Source organism: Emticicia sp. 17c (assembly GCF_037153985.1).
GTDB lineage: Bacteria > Bacteroidota > Bacteroidia > Cytophagales > Spirosomataceae > Emticicia.
Genome location: NZ_JBBAYI010000012.1, coordinates 35,362 through 52,648, shown reverse-complemented (window position 1 = coordinate 52,648; position 17,287 = coordinate 35,362). Strand labels below are relative to the sequence as shown.

Genomic DNA, 17,287 nt, shown 5'->3' with positions numbered 1-17,287 from the left:
CTAGTTTACGCGCTATTTCAGGCGTTCTTCAAATAATTTTAATATCCTTTTGTATTCGTCCATCCATGAAGTTGGTTCCACAAAGCCGTGGTCTTCCATCGGATAACTTGCCATTTCCCAGTTTTCTTTTCTTAGTTCAATCAGCCGTTGCACCAATCGGTAAGAGTCCTGAATATGAACGTTTACGTCTACCATACCGTGGCAAATTAGCAAGTGTCCTTTAAGTCCTGCCGCATGGTAAATAGGCGAACTTTTACGATAAGCCAGACTATCAGTCTGTGGCTCGTTCAGAATGTTGGCTGTATAACCGTGATTATACGCTGCCCAGTCGGTTACAGGGCGTAGTGCAGCTCCAGCGGCAAATACATCAGGCGTGGTAAACATAGCCATCAGCGTAATGAATCCACCATACGACCCACCATAAATGCCTATTTTTTTAGGGTCAATGCCATATTTTTCTACCAAAAGTTTAGCTCCATCAACATTATCGGTCAGGTCTTTGCTACCCATAAACCTATAAATACCAGTACGTGAGTCACGCCCATAGCCTGCGCTGGCGCGGTAATCAATATCAAGTACGGTATAGCCTTTATCTACTAATAAGTTATGAAACATATACTCACGGAAATACTGGCTCCACCACTTATGTGCATTTTGTAAATAACCTGCTCCATGTACAAAAATTACGGCTTTTTTATTTTTAAGTTTTTTGGCAGGCTCATAAATTCGGGCATAGATGTCAACGCCGTCGCGGGCTTTAAAAGAAATTACCTGTGCATCTTTCCAGGCATAAGCTTTAAATTCATCTGTTAATGAGGTCGTAATTTGCTCGGCCGCAGCCCCTGAGTTGTTTTCCTGCAAAAACAATTCCCACGGTTTATTGATGTATGAATAACGGATAGCCAGTTTGGTTTCATCTGGCGACAAGGTAACCTCATTGCCACCTTTCATGCTTGTTAATTTTATTCTTTCGCCACCATTTACCGACATTTTATAAAAATGCGTTTCGCCCGGGTGAACCTCGTTGGTGCTTAAATAAAACCATTGCTTATCGTTTGATAATTGTGCCTGTTGTATTTCAAATTTACCGCTAGTAAGTTGCTTTTTCTCGCCTGAAACCACATTAATAGTATACAGATGAGAGTACCCGTCTGCCTCTGACTGGAAGAACAAAGTTTGGGCATCAAGCCAACCTATATTGCCTGTGCTAAGCGTAAAACCAATGCCGGGGCCGCCAATCCATGCTTCGTCATGCTGGCGGTCAAGTAGTTTAAGTTTTCCCGTGGCTGTATCGAGTAGCATAAGCCAGCGGTCTTTGTTATCAAAAGAGCGAACCACAACTACGGCATACGCACCGTTTTCCGACCAGTTGGGGCCTACAATAATCAGTTTACGGCCAGCGGGTTTCTTTTGAGTAGTGTCTTTTTTCGGATAATCCTTTAAAAACTCTGGTTGTTGTGTAATACCCGCTAAATCTTTTGTATTGATTTGATAAACGGTGTCTCTCTTGGTGTCATAAATATAGCTCTCATAACTACTCATGGGGCTACCTACTTTTGTGCGTGCAGGTAGGTCTTCGGTATAGCCCGATTCTGTTACGTAGCTTGGTACAACTGTATTTTTTGCCCCACTTGCCGGTGTAGAGAGGCGGTAAGTAATATAGCGTAGGTCGGGGCTAACTAAAGGTATTTCAAGATTTTTACCTTCCAGATAAATTTCTTTCGGGCGTTTAGGTTGGTCGGCTTTGGTATTTTTTTCTGTTTCTTCTTTCTTTTCTTTACGCTCTTTCAATACTTCAAACATAGCCAGTTGGTCGGCTTTCAACCATTTTTCTTCTTCGTTTAGCTTCGCTTCAGTTTTTTTATTACCCTGAATAAAATTCGATAGCTGCGTAATACTTCCATCGGCCAGACTTAAACTAAATATATTGCCATTTCTGAGAAATATAATTCTGGTTTCATCGCCACTGAAATACGGGTTCGACTCCCGTTCAATAGTATTGGTCAATTGCTTGATTTTTAATGTTTTGTTGTACATTAAAAAAAGTTCTCCTTGTTTTTCGTAAACTTTCATGGAGTTGTCACGATTATAAACTCCTGTTTGCGCAGGCAAACTCCTTCTTTCTTGAGGCGATACTTTTACAGGCGTTTTGTCAGGAAGAACAATTTTATAAAGTGAGTCACTTTTGTTTCTATCTGGATTCCACGAGAAATAAATGGTTTTTGAATCTTCCGACCAAAAAATATTACTTGGCGAAGTACCTATCCATTTATAGGGTTCCTGCATAATTTTTTCGACGGTGAGTTGGGCTTTGCTGGTTAGGGCATACAATAAAACAAGTAGTAAAATGAAGTGTCTTTTCATGTGATTCAGGGGGGTATTTAGTTTTGACAAAATTACTGTATTTTATTAAGTTTGCTAATGCTTAGCAAGTTTTTGATGAGTGCTGCTGCTAGCATATAACAACAGATAGCCACACGAGCCTCCGAAAAAACAGTTTTTTATGAGGCTTTGGCATAATAATTGGCTTACAAGCCTATATAAGCACAAAATAACAGCACAACATTGAAAGGAATTTCACACTTTTACGTTTAATTATAAAACTATTCAATTCATATACCCTTTAGGGGCTTGGTTATATGCAGTTTCTCTTTCCGTCTTTTTTATGGGGTTTATTGGCAGTTGCGGTGCCAATTATTATTCATTTATTTAACTTTCGTCGTACTAAAAAGGTATTCTTTACGAATGTAGCCTTTCTGAAGGCAGTCGAAACTGAAACAAGCTCATTCAGGCGTATCAAGCAATGGCTTATTCTGGCAGCACGTGTGTTGTTTCTGGCTTTTCTGGCACTGGCATTTGCACAGCCGTTTCTGCCAGCAAAAAATGCTAGTAGTGGCCGTTCGACAGGTTTGGGGGTAAGTAGTCTTTATCTGGATAACTCATTGAGTATGCAGAACACAACCGAAAATAAAAGATACCTCGATTTGGCCGTAACCAAAATAGACGAACTCCTTACGTTGTTCCGGCAGTCACCAAACGTACAGTTGGTAACAAACGATTTTTCGGGCGAAGACCAAGCCGTAACTAACGCAACTAAAGTAAAAGACCGCCTTACGTCGGTCGGATTATCGCCAAACCCACGTACCCTCGAGAACGTATACAAACGCCAGAGAAGTCTGGCACAGAAACATAATGCAAGTGCCAGTAATCAGTTTTTCTGGTTTTCTGATTTTCAGAAAAGCACAGCAGGAGACCTGAGCAAGATTAAAACAGATTCGTTGGATAAACTTTTTCTAGTGCCTGTACAAGGTAAAACCTCTCAAAACGTTTTTGTGGATTCCGTATGGTTGGCTTCGCCTTTCATCAGAGAAATGCAGAATAATGTGCTTTATGTTAAAGTATTTAATTCGGGTGGCAGCGAAGTAGAGAAACTACCCGTAAAACTTTTCATTGACGATGCACAGGCCTCAACGGCTTCGGTCGATATTGCGCCTAATGGCTCGGCAACGGCTACTTTTAACTTTACTGTGAAAGACAAAGGGTTTCATCGGGGAAAGGTGTCTTTCGATGACCAACCTGTTACCTTTGATAACGACTACTACTTCGTGCTGGATGCCTCGCCTGTAATTCAGGTACTACATTTATATCAGCAAAGAAGTGCCGCCGACTATATCGGAAAAGTATTTGATAACGACAGCCTTTTTGCTTACCATGCGTATAGCGCAAGTAACGTAGATGTAGGGCAGTTCAAGAACGCTAACCTGATTGTGCTTGAGGGAGTTGAAGCAATAACAGGCACGTTCAGGGCAAGCCTTGAAGAGTTTATCCGGCAGGGTGGAAGTCTGCTTGTATTTCCGCCGTCAAACCCTGAACTAGACGATTACGGGCAGTTTCTGGGCGCATTTGGGATACAAAGCATTAGTGTAAACAATCAGCCTCCGTTGCCTCAAAGCCACTTACCTGTGGCAGAGCCTAACAGGCAGAACCCATTCTATGCCGATGTATTTGAGCGTACTACCCTGCAAGGAGTAGCCAATACACCTGCTATGCAGCCTGTTCTGAACTGGTCGGGAATAGGCGAGAAGATACTCACGTTTAAAAGCCAGCAAAATTTTATTACAGTTACCAATGCTTATCAGGGTAAAGTGTATCTGTGTGCTTCACCTTTAGAAAAAGCCTATGGTAATTTTGCCGAACACGCATTTTTTGTACCAACTATGTTTAAAATAGCGTCGATGAGCGTAAGGCAGGAAAGAGCCGCCTATAATTTCAGTGAAGGTAGTATTACCCTTGACCTCCCAAATATCAAGAAAAATGCAACTTATAAGTTAACCAGTGTAGCTAAAACAGGCACAGGTGGTAAAATTGAAATTATTCCTATTCAGAGAATTACGGGGAATCAGCTAACACTAGAATTGCCCAAAGCTACACAATTAAGCGATAATCAGATACTTGAGTCGGGTTATTATGAATTGCAGCTTGATGGAAAAACCGAGAAGTTGCTGGCGTTAAATCATGATAACGAAGAGTCGAAGATGGAGTTTTATACGCCTGACGAATTAAGGAAGTTTTTTGCCGGACAGAAAAATGTAACGATTTTTGATAATTTGCTGGATGGCGATTTTGTGAAAACTTTTCAGGAAAGTAACGTAGGTACACCCCTCTGGAAATATTGTATTATACTGGCTTTAGCCTTTTTACTAGTAGAAATCCTGTTAATTCGGTTTATGAAAGGATAAAACTCGCTACTTGGCAAAGAGTCATTGTATTAAAAATAACAAGCGCATCAGGCCATGATGCGCTTGTTAAATATATAAATAACCGAGCATTATTTAACTGCATTAAATATAAACAGGTCGGTAAATACCCATTTTCCACTTTCCTGTTTACCGCGCTGAACAACTAACTGGTTTTTATTTCTTTTTTCATAAATGATACGAATAGAGCCATCTTGTTTTTCAAAAAGTGCCCAGTCTTTTTTAGCTTCAATAAAGTTATATCGGTCCGACACCTCTTTTTCTTCAACACTAATCAGGCCGGGTTTAAAATGTTTTACCAGTACAACAGGTCCTTTTTCGGTTTGTTCAAAAATAAGCATTTCGTACATGGTTACTTTGTCATCTTTCATCATACGAATGAAACCTGTAAGGTTGTCGCCTGCTGGTTTTGCCCAGAAAGCCTCAATAGGACCACCATTAAATGTGCCTTGCCAGTGGCCGTGCATAAAAGCTACTTCATTGAGTGTGCCGTTGGCCTGTGCAAATACGCTGCTAATGCCTGAAAAGCTGATAAAAAAAACTAGAAATAAAACTTTGAACGTCGATTTTTTCATAGGAATAGTAGATTAAGGGTTGATAATCAGAAATAATGTACACAAAAATAGGACTTATACATGAAACTTATATAGCCATGTATAAGCCCTATTATAACTTTATGGGTTATCGTAAGCTCTGATTCAGTGCTTCTAAGGCATCAATACCCGGGCAAAGAACATCCTCTTTTAGCATATTCAGAGGGGTTTCACACGTGCCCAGTACTTCATGTAAATTTTGTGTTTCAGGCTCTATGTAAATTAAACCTGTTAAAATTTCGCCTTTGCTTTTAGCATTTTGCAGGGCTATCATTGCCGATAATTTATCTTCTGGATTCCACCCTTGATTCAGTTTTTGCAGATTCAGCACCGAACCATCATGCAAGGTTACTTCTTTGCTGTCGCCTTCTTCATAGGTAGTAGTAATTTCTTCCATAGACGGCACAAAATCAACGGTAGAAGTAGCCTCTATGTGTTCACGTACGTAATCATACGATTTGGTTGACCCTGTATTGTTATTGAATGTAACGCAAGGTGAGATAACGTCGATTAGTGCAAATCCCGGGTGGGCCATAGCCGCTTTTATGAGCGGAATTAGCTGGGTTTTATCACCTGAAAAACTACGTGCTACAAAAGTAGCTCCGAGTTCAAGCCCTAGCCCTACGAGGTCAATGGCATTAAACATATTGGTTGAGCCAGCTTTACTGATTGAGCCTACATCGGCCGTAGCAGAATCTTGCCCTTTGGTTAACCCATAACAACCATTGTTCATGACAATATATACCATGTTCAGGTTGCGGCGAATGGCATGCACAAACTGCCCCATACCAATAGAGGCCGAATCACCATCGCCTGAAACACCAAAATATATTAAGTCACGGTTGGCCAGATACGCGCCCGTAGCCACCGAGGGCATTCGGCCGTGAACAGAGTTAAACCCATGAGAATTACCCAGAAAATAGGCTGGTGTTTTAGAAGAACAACCAATGCCCGATAACTTAGCTAAACGGTGTGGCTCTATTGCCAGTTCAAAACAAGCCTGAATTATGGCACCGCTAATGGAGTCATGCCCGCAACCTGCACAGAGTGTCGACAAGGCTCCTTCGTAGTCCTTTTTCGTATAGTTGATTTTGTTTTTCGGTAATTTTGGGTGCCGAAATGTTGGACGAATGTATGTCATCTGATTAGTTAATTGCTAAGTTTTTATTGATTTCTTCAATAATTTTATCGGCTGTGATAGGCATTCCATCATAGTTTAGTACCCGAATGAGTTTTTTCGGATTTATCTCCAGCTCATTAATTAATAATGAGCGCATTTGCGCATCGCGGTTTTGTTCAATAACAAAAACAATTTCATGTGTTTCAATGAATTGCTCAACATCTTCATTAAACGGAAATGCCTTTATACGCATGGCATCGAGTACGATTTCTTGCTGACGTAACAAATCAATGGCTTCTTCTGACGAATAAGTTGAGGTTCCAAAGAAAATTACACCCATAGGGCTCATGTTTTTTTGCTGATAAAAATAGGGCTTAGGCACAAGTGTTTTAGCGGTGTCCCATTTTTTCGACAATCGTTCCATGTTTCTGACATACACAGAACCGTCTTCAGTATAGACTGCGTATTCGTCACGAGAAGTACCACGTGTAAAATAAGAGCCTTTGGTTGGGTGTGTGCCCGGGTATGTACGGTAAGGAATACCGTCTCCGTCTACATCAAGGTATCGTCCGAAACGTCCCATATTTTCGAGGTCCTGAGCATTCAAGACTTTCCCTCTGTCATACTTTCTTTCCTGATTCCAGTTAAAAGGCTCGCATAGGTGGTCATTCATGCCGAGGTCGAGGTCGGTCAGTACAATGATGGGTGTTTGCAGGCGTTCGGCCAAATCAAAGGCATCGGCGGTTAAGTCAAAACATTCTTTAGGGTTGCTCGGAAACAGTAGTACATGTTTGGTGTCGCCATGTGAAGCATAAGCTGCAATAGTGATGTCAGACTGTTGCGTTCGGGTAGGCATACCTGTTGATGGCCCTGTGCGTTGAACGTCAATTAATACAGCAGGAACTTCTGCAAAGTAGCCTAAACCGAGAAACTCGTTCATTAAAGAAACACCCGGGCCGCTGGTGGCCGTAAAAGACCTTGCGCCATTCCAGTTAGCACCAATTACCATCCCGATAGCAGCAAGCTCATCTTCGGCTTGTACAATGGCATAGTTTTTCTTTCCGGTTGCTTTATCTGTACGGAATTTTTTAGCGTATTTATCAAATTTTTCAACCACCGAAGTAGAAGGCGTAATAGGATACCAAGCAGCTACGGTAGCACCGGCAAAAACAGCCCCTAAAGCGCAGGCACCGTTGCCGTCAATCATAATTTTGTTGCCTACGTTATTTCGTCTTTCTACACGAATATCAAGCGGGTAAGAGAAGTTTTCATGTACGTATTGGATTCCCAACTGTAACGCCTGAATATTAGCCGGAATCAGTTTTTCTTTCCCTTTAAATTGTTCGGCCAGTAGCTGTTCTAATACCCCAAATTCGATGTCGAGCAAGGCAGAAAGCGCACCTACGTAAATAATATTTTTAAATAGCTGCCGCTGGCGTGGGTCGGAGTACTGTTCCATGCAAATCTGCATTAACGGAATACCAAGATACGTAATGTCTTCTCTGATGTATTCTTTGTGCAGTGGTTTGGTGCTATCGTACATGAAATAACCACCCGGGCGCACACTCTCGACATCTTTAAGCATGCTTTGAGGGTTAACAGAAACCATCAGGTCAATGCCATCACGACGGCCGAGGTAGCCTTTTTCGCTGATTCTGACTTCGTACCAAGTAGGCAACCCCTGAATATTGGACGGGAAAATATTTTTAGGTGTAACCGGAATTCCCATCCGAAAAATGGCTTTGGCAAACATACTGTTGGCACTGGCCGAGCCAGTACCATTAACATTAGCAAAGCGCACTACAAAATCGTTAATGAGTTTTGACATATTCCTTCCCCAAAGGAGAGTTTTTATCGTGATTAAAAAAGGTCTTGATTAATTAGTTTAAGCGTGGGCTGTTTGGCAACCGTGGTGCGCTTTTGTAACATTATAGAAAAACTTCTGCATATCCCACGCAGAGGTTGGGCATCTTTCAGCACATAAGCCACAATGTAAACAAACATCTTCATCTTTTACCATGACTCTACCCGTGGCTAAGGTTCCAGATACTAACAGTTCCTGTTCCAGATTAAGTGCTGGAGCCATCAGGCGTGTACGGAGGTCTTCTTCTGGGCCGTTTTCTGTAAAAGTAATACATGAAGTAGGGCAAATATCCATGCAGGCATCGCACTCAATACAGCGATTGGTGGTAAAAACAGTCTGTACATCGCAATTGAGGCAACGCTGTGCTTCTTTAAAGCCTGCCAGTTTATCAAAACCAAGCTCAACTTCTTTTTTGCGGTCTTTCAGCGTAAGGTCTTTGCTGGCTTGTGGTACTACGAAACGGTGGTCGTTGGCTACTACGCTATCATAACTCCATTCATGAATACCCATTTTCTGTGAAATTAGGTTAGTAAATGGCGCAGGGCGTTCGTGAAGTGCTTTGCCTTGACAGAACAAATCGATTGAAACGGCTGCCTGATGCCCCTGTGCTACGGCAGTAATTACATTCTTAGGGCCAAGTGCGGCATCTCCTCCGAAAAATACCTTTGTATGGGTTGATTGAAACGTAACAGGGTCAACTTTAGGCATTTCCCACTTGTCAAACTCAATGCCTAAGTCGCGTTCAATCCATGGGAAGCTATTTTCCTGCCCGATGGCTACCAGTACATCATCTGCTTCGATAAAAACGTGGTCTTCTCCGGTAGGTACAAGCGAGCGTTTACCTCTTTCATCATAAACAGCTTTCACTTTTTCAAAAGTCATGCCTTTTAACTGACCGTTTTCTACCACAAACGACTTTGGTACGTGGTTATCCAGAATCGGGATGTCTTCGTGCATGGCATCTTCTTTCTCCCACGGCGAGGCCTTCATGTCGCTGAATGGGCTACGTACCACTACCTTTACGTTTTCGCCCCCTAAACGGCGCGATGTACGGCAGCAGTCCATAGCGGTGTTTCCTCCACCCAGTACAATTACATTTTTGCCAATTTTGCTGGTATGTTCAAAAGCTACACTAGCCAGCCATTCGATACCAACATGAATATTGGCAGCACCTTCCGTACGGCCGGGTAAATCGTTCAGGTCGCGGCCTTTAGGCGCACCTGTTCCGATAAAAACGGCATCATAATTTTGTGCAAGAACATCTTTAAGGCTTGAAACATACGTTTTAAAATGGGTATGAATGCCCATTTCAAGGATATTGTTCACTTCTTCATCAAGTACGGCTTCGGGCAAACGGAACGACGGTATCTGGCTGCGCATCATGCCGCCTCCTTTTATCTGCTCGTCAAATACGTGTATTTCATAACCTAGCGGAGCAAGGTCACGGGCTACGGTAAGCGAAGCAGGGCCTGCGCCAATTAGTGCAACTTTTTTGCCATTACCAATGGCCGGAGCTTTTGGAATCAGGTTTTTAATATCTCCTTTATTATCGGCGGCTACTCTTTTTAAGCGACAAATAGCTACTGGTTCTTCTTCTACACGTCCGCGTCGGCAGGCGGGTTCACAGGGTCTGTCACAAGTACGGCCCAATACTCCCGGAAATACATTTGATTCCCAGTTAACCATATATGCTTCTGTATAACGCTCGGCAGCAATAAGTCTGATGTATTCAGGTACAGGGGTATGCGCAGGGCAGGCGTACTGACAATCTACTATCTTATGATAGTATTCTGGGTCATTGACATTTGTAGGTTCCAACGGTTGAATATTTTATATTTAAATCGTAAGTAAATCTACTTAATTCTTTTTTTGAGTACCAAATAATATTCTGTAAAAATATAAAAGTGGCAATTATTATATGATATTTTGTCAATAAAGTACAAATTTTACATTTGTTTTAGCTCACTAACCAGTTTTGTTAGCACCCCTTTGGCATCTCCGAAAAGCATACTGGTTTTTGGCTGATAAAACAGCAGGTTGTCGATACCTGCATAGCCTGCATTCATGCTACGTTTGTTCACGATAACATTACGGGCATTTTCTACGTCCAGAATAGGCATTCCGAATATCGGAGAAGATGGGTCTGTTTTGGCAGCAGGGTTTACCACATCGTTGGCCCCTACAACCAACACTACATCGGTTTTGGCAAATTCAGGATTAATATCTTCCATTTCTACTAGTTTATCGTAAGATACATTACTTTCTGCTAGAAGTACATTCATGTGGCCGGGCATACGGCCAGCTACCGGATGAATGGCATATTGTACATCAACGCCTCTTTCTTCAAGTAGTGTTTCCAGTTCATGAATTACGTGTTGTGCCTGCGCTACCGCCAGCCCATATCCGGGTACAATAACTACTTTTTTAGCATAGTTCATCAGAATAGCGGTATCTGAAATAGAAATATCTTTGATACTCCCTTTTACGTCGGTCCCAGTGCTTGCACTACTTGCACCAAAGGCTCCGAAAATAACGTTGCTTAACGGGCGATTCATGGCTTTACACATAGCCAATGTAAGAATAGTACCAGCCGAACCTACCAGAATACCTCCGGTGAGCATAACCTGATTCTGGTAAAGGAAACCTCCGAAGGCAGCTGCCAGCCCAGTAAAAGAGTTTAACAGAGAAATAACCACGGGCATATCTGCTCCACCAATAGGAATCACAAATAAGACTCCGTAAATAAGTGCTGCCACAAATAAAATGATAGGCAAAAGTAACTCTTGGGGTTGTGCATAAACAATATATGCTCCAAAAGCTATTAGGGCTATCATAACAACCGTGTTCAGAATGTTATAAGAGGGTAGCCTGATGGGTTTTCTCATGGTTTCGTTGAGCTTCAGGAAAGCAATAACACTTCCGCTGAAAGAAACCGAGCCTATTATCATGCCGGCAATAATAGTAGCTAAAGCCCCCGTTTTGCCTACATTATGTTCGTATTCCATGATGCCTATCAGAGCCGCACAGGCTCCGCCCATACCATTAAAGAGCGAAACCAGTTCGGGCATTTTAGTCATTTGTACCCGATTCGCCGTTAACCAGCCTGCCAGTGACCCTATGCTTATGGCCACCAGAATCAGAATTATTTTGAGAGGTTCACGCGTGGTGTAGCCGTCGGGGTGGTTGTAAAGCAGAATAGTTCCGGCTATGGCTAAGGCCATTCCGAAGGCTGCATACAAATTACCTTTGCGGGCGGTGTCGGGGTGGCTTAACATTTTTAAGCCCATTACAAATGTGACAGACGCTATTAAATAGACTATATCAAGAATATATTTTATTTCCATTGTCAACGGCTAGTTGTTAGGATGAATAGTTGATTTATAAGCTTATTTTTTCTTAAACATTTCCAGCATCCGGTCGGTAACGGCAAAGCCGCCCACTACATTAAGGGTGCCTAAAACTACTGCCACAAAACCCAATGCTAATGCCAGTATGTTGTCGGCAGGTGTGTTGAGCATAACAATAATAGCCCCGACAATTACTACACCATGAATTGCATTGGCTCCACTCATTAAAGGAGTATGTAAAACAGCAGGTACCTTTCCGATGACCTCTACCCCCACAAATACAGACAATATAATAATGTATATCATCTGGATATTTTCGCCGAAAAAACTAACTATGTCGTTAATCATGTTTAAATAAGCTTATATGATGAGTTGCAATATGAATATACAGATAGTGAAAACTGTGTTAGACAGATACCGACGGATGTACAATACTACCATTATGTACAATCAGAGAACCTTTGGTTATTTCTTCGTCTAATTCCCATTTAAAACCATCTTTAGTGGCCAGATGAAGCAGAAAAGTAGCAATGTTTTTGGCATACAGTTCGCTGGCATTCAGCGGAAGTAATGAAGGGATATTCGGCTCGCCTACAATAGTAACACCATGTTTTACTACTGTTTTGCCATATTCGCTACACGCACAGTTACCCCCTTGCTCAACAGCCATATCAACAATTACCGAACCGAGTTTCATACGTTTTACTACTTCTTCGGGTACGAGTAAAGGAGCTTTTTTACCCGGAATTAAGGCCGTGGTAATAACGAGGTCAGCTTCGCTGATATGTTTGGCAATAACCTCCTGTTGCTTTTTCAGAAAATCTTCCGAAACACCTTTTACGTAACCACCCTCTATTTTAATGGAGTCATCGCCTTTAACTTCAATGAATTTACCACCTAACGACTCAACCTGTTCTTTGGTTTCGGGGCGAATATCACTTACCTCTACTACCGCACCCAGTCGTTTGGCGGTGGCAATAGCCTGTAAGCCGGCCACACCTGCTCCCATTATTACCACTTTGGCTGGTTTAATGGTGCCTGCGGCAGTCATGAGCAGTGGGAATATTTTACCTAAATGATAAGCTCCTATAATAACAGATTTGTATCCTCCCAGATTGGCCTGAGAGCTGAGTGCATCCATTTTCTGGGCGCGTGAGATACGCGGGATGGCATCAACCGAAAAGGCAGAAATGCCTTGCTGTGCGCAGGCAGCTACCAAATCTTTGTTAGTAGCAGCGTACATAAACGAAATACTTACCGCACCTTTTTTCAGATGGCTTACTTCGTCAGTAGTTAAAGGATTAACTTTCAGCACTATGTCGGCACCTGAAAGTAAAGAATTTTTGTTCTTTTCAATCTGTACACCAACGGCTTCATAGGAAGCATCATCAAAAAAAGAAGACATTCCGGCTTCTTTCTCAATAGCACATTCAAATCCGGCTTGAATCAGTTGTTTGCAGACTTCTGGGCTTAGGGCAACACGTTTTTCGAAAGGCTTGGTTTCTTTGATTATCGCTATTTTCACAGGGCTTGTCAGCTTGGTTTTATGTTGCCACTAATGTAGAAATAATTCAAATATTTATCAATATATTTATAAATTAAATTAAGGGGCCTTTTTTTTAATATAGCTTTTAAAAATAGCGGTATGTATAACAGAAAAATTAGTTAGAAGGTGCTTGGGGGAGGTAGTCTAAGGGTAGTAATTCACCTATTTTTTCATATCCCCAGCGTCCTTCAAAAATAATAGCCAGTGGATTAATAAGATGCCCGTTGCGCTCAACAATAGTTGACGGCTCGAGCAGCGACAATGTAGAGGTTTGAGGAATGTTTTTTTGCCCTGTTTCCAGAAACTGTGCTTCTTCAAACTCTTTGTTATAAATAACGTATAGGTAGTTGTCAAAATTTAATATGAATGCTTCGCCTTGTTGTTTAATTATTTCGTCTTCTTTCAGCGGAGTTCTGACCAGATACTGCACATATTTAGAAAACAAATTTGTTGGTACTTTTTTGAGCGATTGATTAATTCTGAGTTTAAGGTCGGTTGAATCAACGCTTATTTTTTCTCTCGAAGCCTCGCTGATAATTTTTCCGGTACTGTCACGTTGTTCGGGTTTCAACGGAATCAGATACGGTTTTTTCTGTTCTCTGATTAATGTATGAATTTCAAAGCCTTCGGCTTCCAGTTTTTTCTCGGTTAGTGCCTTAAAAAAATGTTGTGATGACCCATAATAGGCGATGTCACGGTTTTTGAGCCATTGTTGTTTCTTTTTATCGCTTTTGGTTTGCATTTCTTCAAAAAACGGATACCCCCAGTAAGAAAGATACTGTTTAGTGAAATGATACCTGAATTCTTCTAACTGATATTTTACTACATAGCCAAGCATCTTATTTTCAATTTCGAGCGGTTCGTCGGCAGTAATAATCAGTTCTGAATTATCTTCGTTCATACTGAAAATCAATGCCTCAGGGTTTTTTAATTTGCAAGCTGCCGAAAATGTTGTTTTTCCGAAAAAGCCTTCCTGAAAATAAGGGAAATATCTCTTTAAGCCGTTTTTGATGCGTTTAATGGTTACACCTTTCAGTTCAATGGCATCGGGTTGAAGCATAATCAGAAGGGGGCGTTTCAGGGTATCTGCGCGCATTTGTAAAGAAAAAGTACGGTAACCTATATAACTGATTACTAAATCGATAGTGCCAGAAGGTGCGTTTGTAATTTTGAAATGCCCTTTTTCATCGGTTTGTTGCCCTTTGGTGGTATTACTGATAAATACATTGGCAAAGGGAAGAGGCTTTTTGTCGTCTACGCTAATTACTCTTCCTTCAATAGTAGTCTGGCTATAAACCAGTACAGGTAAACTGGCAAGTAAAAAGCAAAAAATAAAAATCCGGGTCATTCTCAATTCTGGGCTAATCGTTTATCATAGGTTTTACAAATGTATAACTAATTAATTAGTTACTCGTATATTAAGTACTAAAAAATATGAGAATATTACTGTTCTACATGAAGCACATAGTTACGTATAGCCCAGATTTGATATTGAAGCGGAGATTCGTTAATATTGAATAAAATTTTTAAACCCATGGAAGAACAAAGAAAAATTGTTAAAAAATACCCTAATGGGGAAGTAACGGTTGTTTGGCAACCAGAAAAATGTATTCATTCTGCTATTTGCTTTCGTGGGTTACCACATGTATTTGACCCACGCAAACGCCCGTGGGTGACACCTGAAAAAGAAACAAACGAAAAAATAATGGAACAGATAGATAAATGTCCGTCAGGGGCTTTATCTTATATCAAGACGGAATCAGCAGAAGAAACACAAATTGAAACAGAAACAATTGTAGAAACCACCAAAAACGGGCCGCTGATAGTATATGGCAATATTTCGATAAAAGATTCAGAAGGAAATATTACAAAAAAACATAAAGTTACGGCTTTGTGTCGTTGTGGGTCGTCCGAAAACAAACCCTTTTGTGATGGCTCACATATTAAAGTAGGTTTTATTGCTTGAATAAGCTAGTAGTAAAAAAGCCACTTTTCCATCGGGAAAGTGGCTTTTTTAATGATATTATTACGTTTAATTATCTGATGGTTTTTCATCCAACGAAGCTAGCCGTCGTTTTTCTTCTCTAGCCGAAATAATAATACTTATTTCATAAAGAATATAAAGCGGGAATGCCACTAACAACTGGCTTGTTACATCGGGCGATGGCGTAATAACAGCCGCTACTACCAGAATAACTACAATTGCATGTTTACGATAGGTGCGCATAAACTTAGGCCCTATAATACCTATTTTGGTTAACACAAAAATAGCAATAGGTAGCTGGAAGGCAACACCACAAGCTAGTGTAAGGGTAGCCAGTAAAGAAATGTAAGAGCTAATATCAAACTGGTTTTGAATAGTGTCGCTAATCTGGAAATTAACCAAGAAGTTAATAGCTAAAGGCGAAACAATATAATACCCGAACAGAACTCCTGAGAAAAAAAGAAAAGTTACATAAAATACTGCACCTCGGGCCGACTTAACCTCGGAGGGTTTCAGGCCAGGCTTAATGAATCGCCAGATTTCCCAGAATACATAAGGAAATGCAAACACCAGACCTATGATAGCAGCAGAAGTAAAAGCCATAATAAATTGGCCCGAGACCTCGCGGCTCATAAGGGTAAACTGGAGCTTATCTACACAAAGACCCGGCGCACCAACCAGATTCCCGAGCTTACACATCATGCGGTAAGTCCAGAAGTCAACTTTCGATGGGCCAAGAATTACAATATCATAAATATCTTTAATGTAGAAAAATGCAAAAACCATGAAGACAACAATGGCGATAGCTGCACGAATCAGGTGCCACCGAAGTTCTTCCAGATGGTCAAGAAACGACATTTCTCTGCTTTCACCTTTTTCTTTTTCTTCGTCGTCGTAATCAAAATACGGAGTTTGGTCTAATGGCATTTTATTTCAATAATTTTCTTTATATACGCTAAACCCGTATAACGGATTTATTATTTTTTGCTTGTGCTATCTTTTTCGATATTTATTTTGCCGCTTTTTTTGTCTTCAGCATATTTTTTGTTTAGCCCTTCCAATACAGCGTTTGTAATATCAAGGTCTTCTTTGGCATATAACACACCGCCACCTTTCGAGTACCCGATTACCATATCATATTTATCGCCTGCATTGAACTCTTTCAGGTAATCATGAATTTTGTTCAGAATATCTTCTGTTTGTTTTGCTTCTTCTCTGGCTAGGTCTTGTGCGTTTTTATCACGATAAGCCATAATGTTTTGTTCTTCCTGTTGCAATTGCATTTGTGTTGTTTGGGCCTGCTCTTGAGTCATGCCACCTTGTTGTGCTTTTTGTTGGAAGAACGCAACTTTATTCTGGAAGGTACGGGCTTTATTAGCTAAGTCATTTTCAAGTCTGAATCTTTTGTTTTCAGAGGCTTTTGCAATGTCTTTATAATAATCATATTTGGTAAGTAGGGTATCGGTGTTTACATAAACTATGCGGCCTGCCACCTGTTTAGCACCTGAGGTACTTGAAGTAGAAGAGGATTTATCACAACCCCATGCGATAAGAGCAACTAATAAAACGAAAACTGAGAGTTTTTTCATGCGAAAATTAATTTGCGTACTATGTGTTTATACGTACTATGAATGTGTATTTTAATGAATAATTTTTTTCAGCTAAAGGCTGCAAAGATAAAAAAATCCCTCTAAAAAAGAGGGATTGGTATACTTTATTTGATTAATTGCCTAAAATGATAACCCGCTAGCGCAGAAAAACCTGCTACCTGTGAGCCAATAAGTGCCATAATAAAGAAAAATGATATAGAATAAGGGATACTTTTCAGAAACTTAAGGCTTTCTGAGAATAACCCACCAATGCGCTCAAGCATAATACCCCCGCTCGAAATGTTCAGACAGGCTGCGTAGGCTATCCAGAGCGTGGCTATGGCACCTGCTCCGGCCAGGTAGGCTGCTTTGGGCGATTTTGCCTGCCACATAGCTATAATAAAAGCCACAGGAGCAATAACCCACCAAGGCAGAAAAAGTTGTGCTACGGCACTTATAACAAGAATAAGAATGTATACCATCGGAT

Annotated in this window: 14 protein-coding genes; 2 read left to right on the top strand and 12 right to left on the bottom strand. The window is 41.0% G+C overall.

Going from position 1 to position 17,287, the window contains the following annotated elements; translation table 11 throughout:
• Nucleotides 1–12: 12 nt before the first annotated feature.
• A complete protein-coding gene (locus WAA15_RS20220) occupies nucleotides 13–2,364 on the bottom strand; it encodes a prolyl oligopeptidase family serine peptidase (protein ID WP_337044651.1) in 2,352 nt (783 codons plus the stop codon).
• 275 nt (nucleotides 2,365–2,639) lie between these two features.
• On the opposite strand from WAA15_RS20220, the gene WAA15_RS20215 reads away from it, so the two are divergent.
• Nucleotides 2,640–4,739, top strand: a complete 2,100-nt coding sequence (locus tag WAA15_RS20215) for a BatA domain-containing protein (RefSeq protein WP_337044650.1) — start codon at nucleotides 2,640–2,642, stop codon at nucleotides 4,737–4,739.
• Nucleotides 4,740–4,828: 89 nt separating this feature from the next.
• Here the strand turns inward: WAA15_RS20215 and WAA15_RS20210 are convergent, their stop codons facing one another.
• From WAA15_RS20210 to WAA15_RS20175, 8 genes are all read right to left on the bottom strand, one after another.
• Nucleotides 4,829–5,332 carry a DUF6265 family protein gene (locus tag WAA15_RS20210; RefSeq protein ID WP_337044649.1) on the bottom strand — a complete coding sequence of 168 codons (504 nt, stop codon included), beginning with the start codon at nucleotides 5,330–5,332 and terminating at the stop codon, nucleotides 4,829–4,831.
• A gap of 106 nt (nucleotides 5,333–5,438) precedes the next feature.
• On the bottom strand, nucleotides 5,439–6,491 hold the full coding sequence (locus WAA15_RS20205; RefSeq protein ID WP_337044648.1) for a 2-oxoacid:ferredoxin oxidoreductase subunit beta: 1,053 nt from the start codon (nucleotides 6,489–6,491) through the stop codon (nucleotides 5,439–5,441).
• A gap of 4 nt (nucleotides 6,492–6,495) precedes the next feature.
• Nucleotides 6,496–8,298: a 2-oxoacid:acceptor oxidoreductase subunit alpha gene (locus WAA15_RS20200; RefSeq protein ID WP_337044647.1), complete on the bottom strand. Its 1,803-nt coding sequence runs from the start codon at nucleotides 8,296–8,298 to the stop codon at nucleotides 6,496–6,498.
• Between the two features lie 57 nt (nucleotides 8,299–8,355).
• Complete coding sequence (locus WAA15_RS20195) at nucleotides 8,356–10,152, bottom strand: FAD-dependent oxidoreductase (RefSeq protein ID WP_337044646.1); 1,797 nt, start codon at nucleotides 10,150–10,152, stop codon at nucleotides 8,356–8,358.
• Between the two features lie 128 nt (nucleotides 10,153–10,280).
• Nucleotides 10,281–11,678, bottom strand: coding sequence for an NAD(P)(+) transhydrogenase (Re/Si-specific) subunit beta (locus WAA15_RS20190; protein ID WP_337044645.1), 1,398 nt, complete (start codon nucleotides 11,676–11,678; stop codon nucleotides 10,281–10,283).
• Between the two features lie 42 nt (nucleotides 11,679–11,720).
• A complete protein-coding gene (locus WAA15_RS20185; protein WP_337044759.1) occupies nucleotides 11,721–12,026 on the bottom strand; it encodes an NAD(P) transhydrogenase subunit alpha in 306 nt (101 codons plus the stop codon).
• Nucleotides 12,027–12,087: 61 nt separating this feature from the next.
• The gene (locus WAA15_RS20180; RefSeq protein ID WP_337044644.1) at nucleotides 12,088–13,206 is read right to left on the bottom strand and encodes a Re/Si-specific NAD(P)(+) transhydrogenase subunit alpha; all 1,119 of its coding nucleotides are present in this window, start codon (nucleotides 13,204–13,206) and stop codon (nucleotides 12,088–12,090) included.
• 136 nt (nucleotides 13,207–13,342) lie between these two features.
• Nucleotides 13,343–14,575: a carboxypeptidase-like regulatory domain-containing protein gene (locus tag WAA15_RS20175; protein WP_337044643.1), complete on the bottom strand. Its 1,233-nt coding sequence runs from the start codon at nucleotides 14,573–14,575 to the stop codon at nucleotides 13,343–13,345.
• 186 nt (nucleotides 14,576–14,761) lie between these two features.
• Here WAA15_RS20175 and WAA15_RS20170 point away from each other — a divergent pair, with 186 nt between their 5' ends.
• Entirely contained in the window at nucleotides 14,762–15,193 is a 432-nt protein-coding gene (locus tag WAA15_RS20170) for a (4Fe-4S)-binding protein (RefSeq protein ID WP_337044642.1), read from the top strand.
• 66 nt (nucleotides 15,194–15,259) lie between these two features.
• On the opposite strand, the gene tatC is transcribed toward WAA15_RS20170, so the two are convergent.
• The 3 genes from tatC to WAA15_RS20155 all read right to left on the bottom strand — a co-directional run bounded on the left by tatC (nucleotide 15,260) and on the right by WAA15_RS20155 (nucleotide 17,282).
• Nucleotides 15,260–16,138 carry a twin-arginine translocase subunit TatC gene (gene tatC, locus WAA15_RS20165; RefSeq protein WP_337044641.1) on the bottom strand — a complete coding sequence of 293 codons (879 nt, stop codon included), beginning with the start codon at nucleotides 16,136–16,138 and terminating at the stop codon, nucleotides 15,260–15,262.
• Nucleotides 16,139–16,188: 50 nt separating this feature from the next.
• On the bottom strand, nucleotides 16,189–16,800 hold the full coding sequence (locus WAA15_RS20160; RefSeq protein WP_337044640.1) for an OmpH family outer membrane protein: 612 nt from the start codon (nucleotides 16,798–16,800) through the stop codon (nucleotides 16,189–16,191).
• 125 nt (nucleotides 16,801–16,925) lie between these two features.
• The gene (locus WAA15_RS20155; protein WP_337044639.1) at nucleotides 16,926–17,282 is read right to left on the bottom strand and encodes a hypothetical protein; all 357 of its coding nucleotides are present in this window, start codon (nucleotides 17,280–17,282) and stop codon (nucleotides 16,926–16,928) included.
• Nucleotides 17,283–17,287 lie beyond the last annotated feature (5 nt).

Bases quoted from the DNA above. Each gene is read 5' to 3' on its own strand.
- WAA15_RS20220 (WP_337044651.1), bottom strand. From the start codon at position 2,364: ATGAAAAGACACTTCATTTTACTACTTGTTTTATTGTATGCCCTAACC.
- WAA15_RS20215 (WP_337044650.1), top strand. From the start codon at position 2,640: ATGCAGTTTCTCTTTCCGTCTTTTTTATGGGGTTTATTGGCAGTTGCG.
- WAA15_RS20210 (WP_337044649.1), bottom strand. From the start codon at position 5,332: ATGAAAAAATCGACGTTCAAAGTTTTATTTCTAGTTTTTTTTATCAGC.
- WAA15_RS20205 (WP_337044648.1), bottom strand. From the start codon at position 6,491: ATGACATACATTCGTCCAACATTTCGGCACCCAAAATTACCGAAAAAC.
- WAA15_RS20200 (WP_337044647.1), bottom strand. From the start codon at position 8,298: ATGTCAAAACTCATTAACGATTTTGTAGTGCGCTTTGCTAATGTTAAT.
- WAA15_RS20190 (WP_337044645.1), bottom strand. From the start codon at position 11,678: ATGGAAATAAAATATATTCTTGATATAGTCTATTTAATAGCGTCTGTC.
- WAA15_RS20175 (WP_337044643.1), bottom strand. From the start codon at position 14,575: ATGACCCGGATTTTTATTTTTTGCTTTTTACTTGCCAGTTTACCTGTA.
- WAA15_RS20170 (WP_337044642.1), top strand. From the start codon at position 14,762: ATGGAAGAACAAAGAAAAATTGTTAAAAAATACCCTAATGGGGAAGTA.
- tatC (WP_337044641.1), bottom strand. From the start codon at position 16,138: ATGCCATTAGACCAAACTCCGTATTTTGATTACGACGACGAAGAAAAA.
- WAA15_RS20160 (WP_337044640.1), bottom strand. From the start codon at position 16,800: ATGAAAAAACTCTCAGTTTTCGTTTTATTAGTTGCTCTTATCGCATGG.
- WAA15_RS20155 (WP_337044639.1), bottom strand. From the start codon at position 17,282: ATGGTATACATTCTTATTCTTGTTATAAGTGCCGTAGCACAACTTTTT.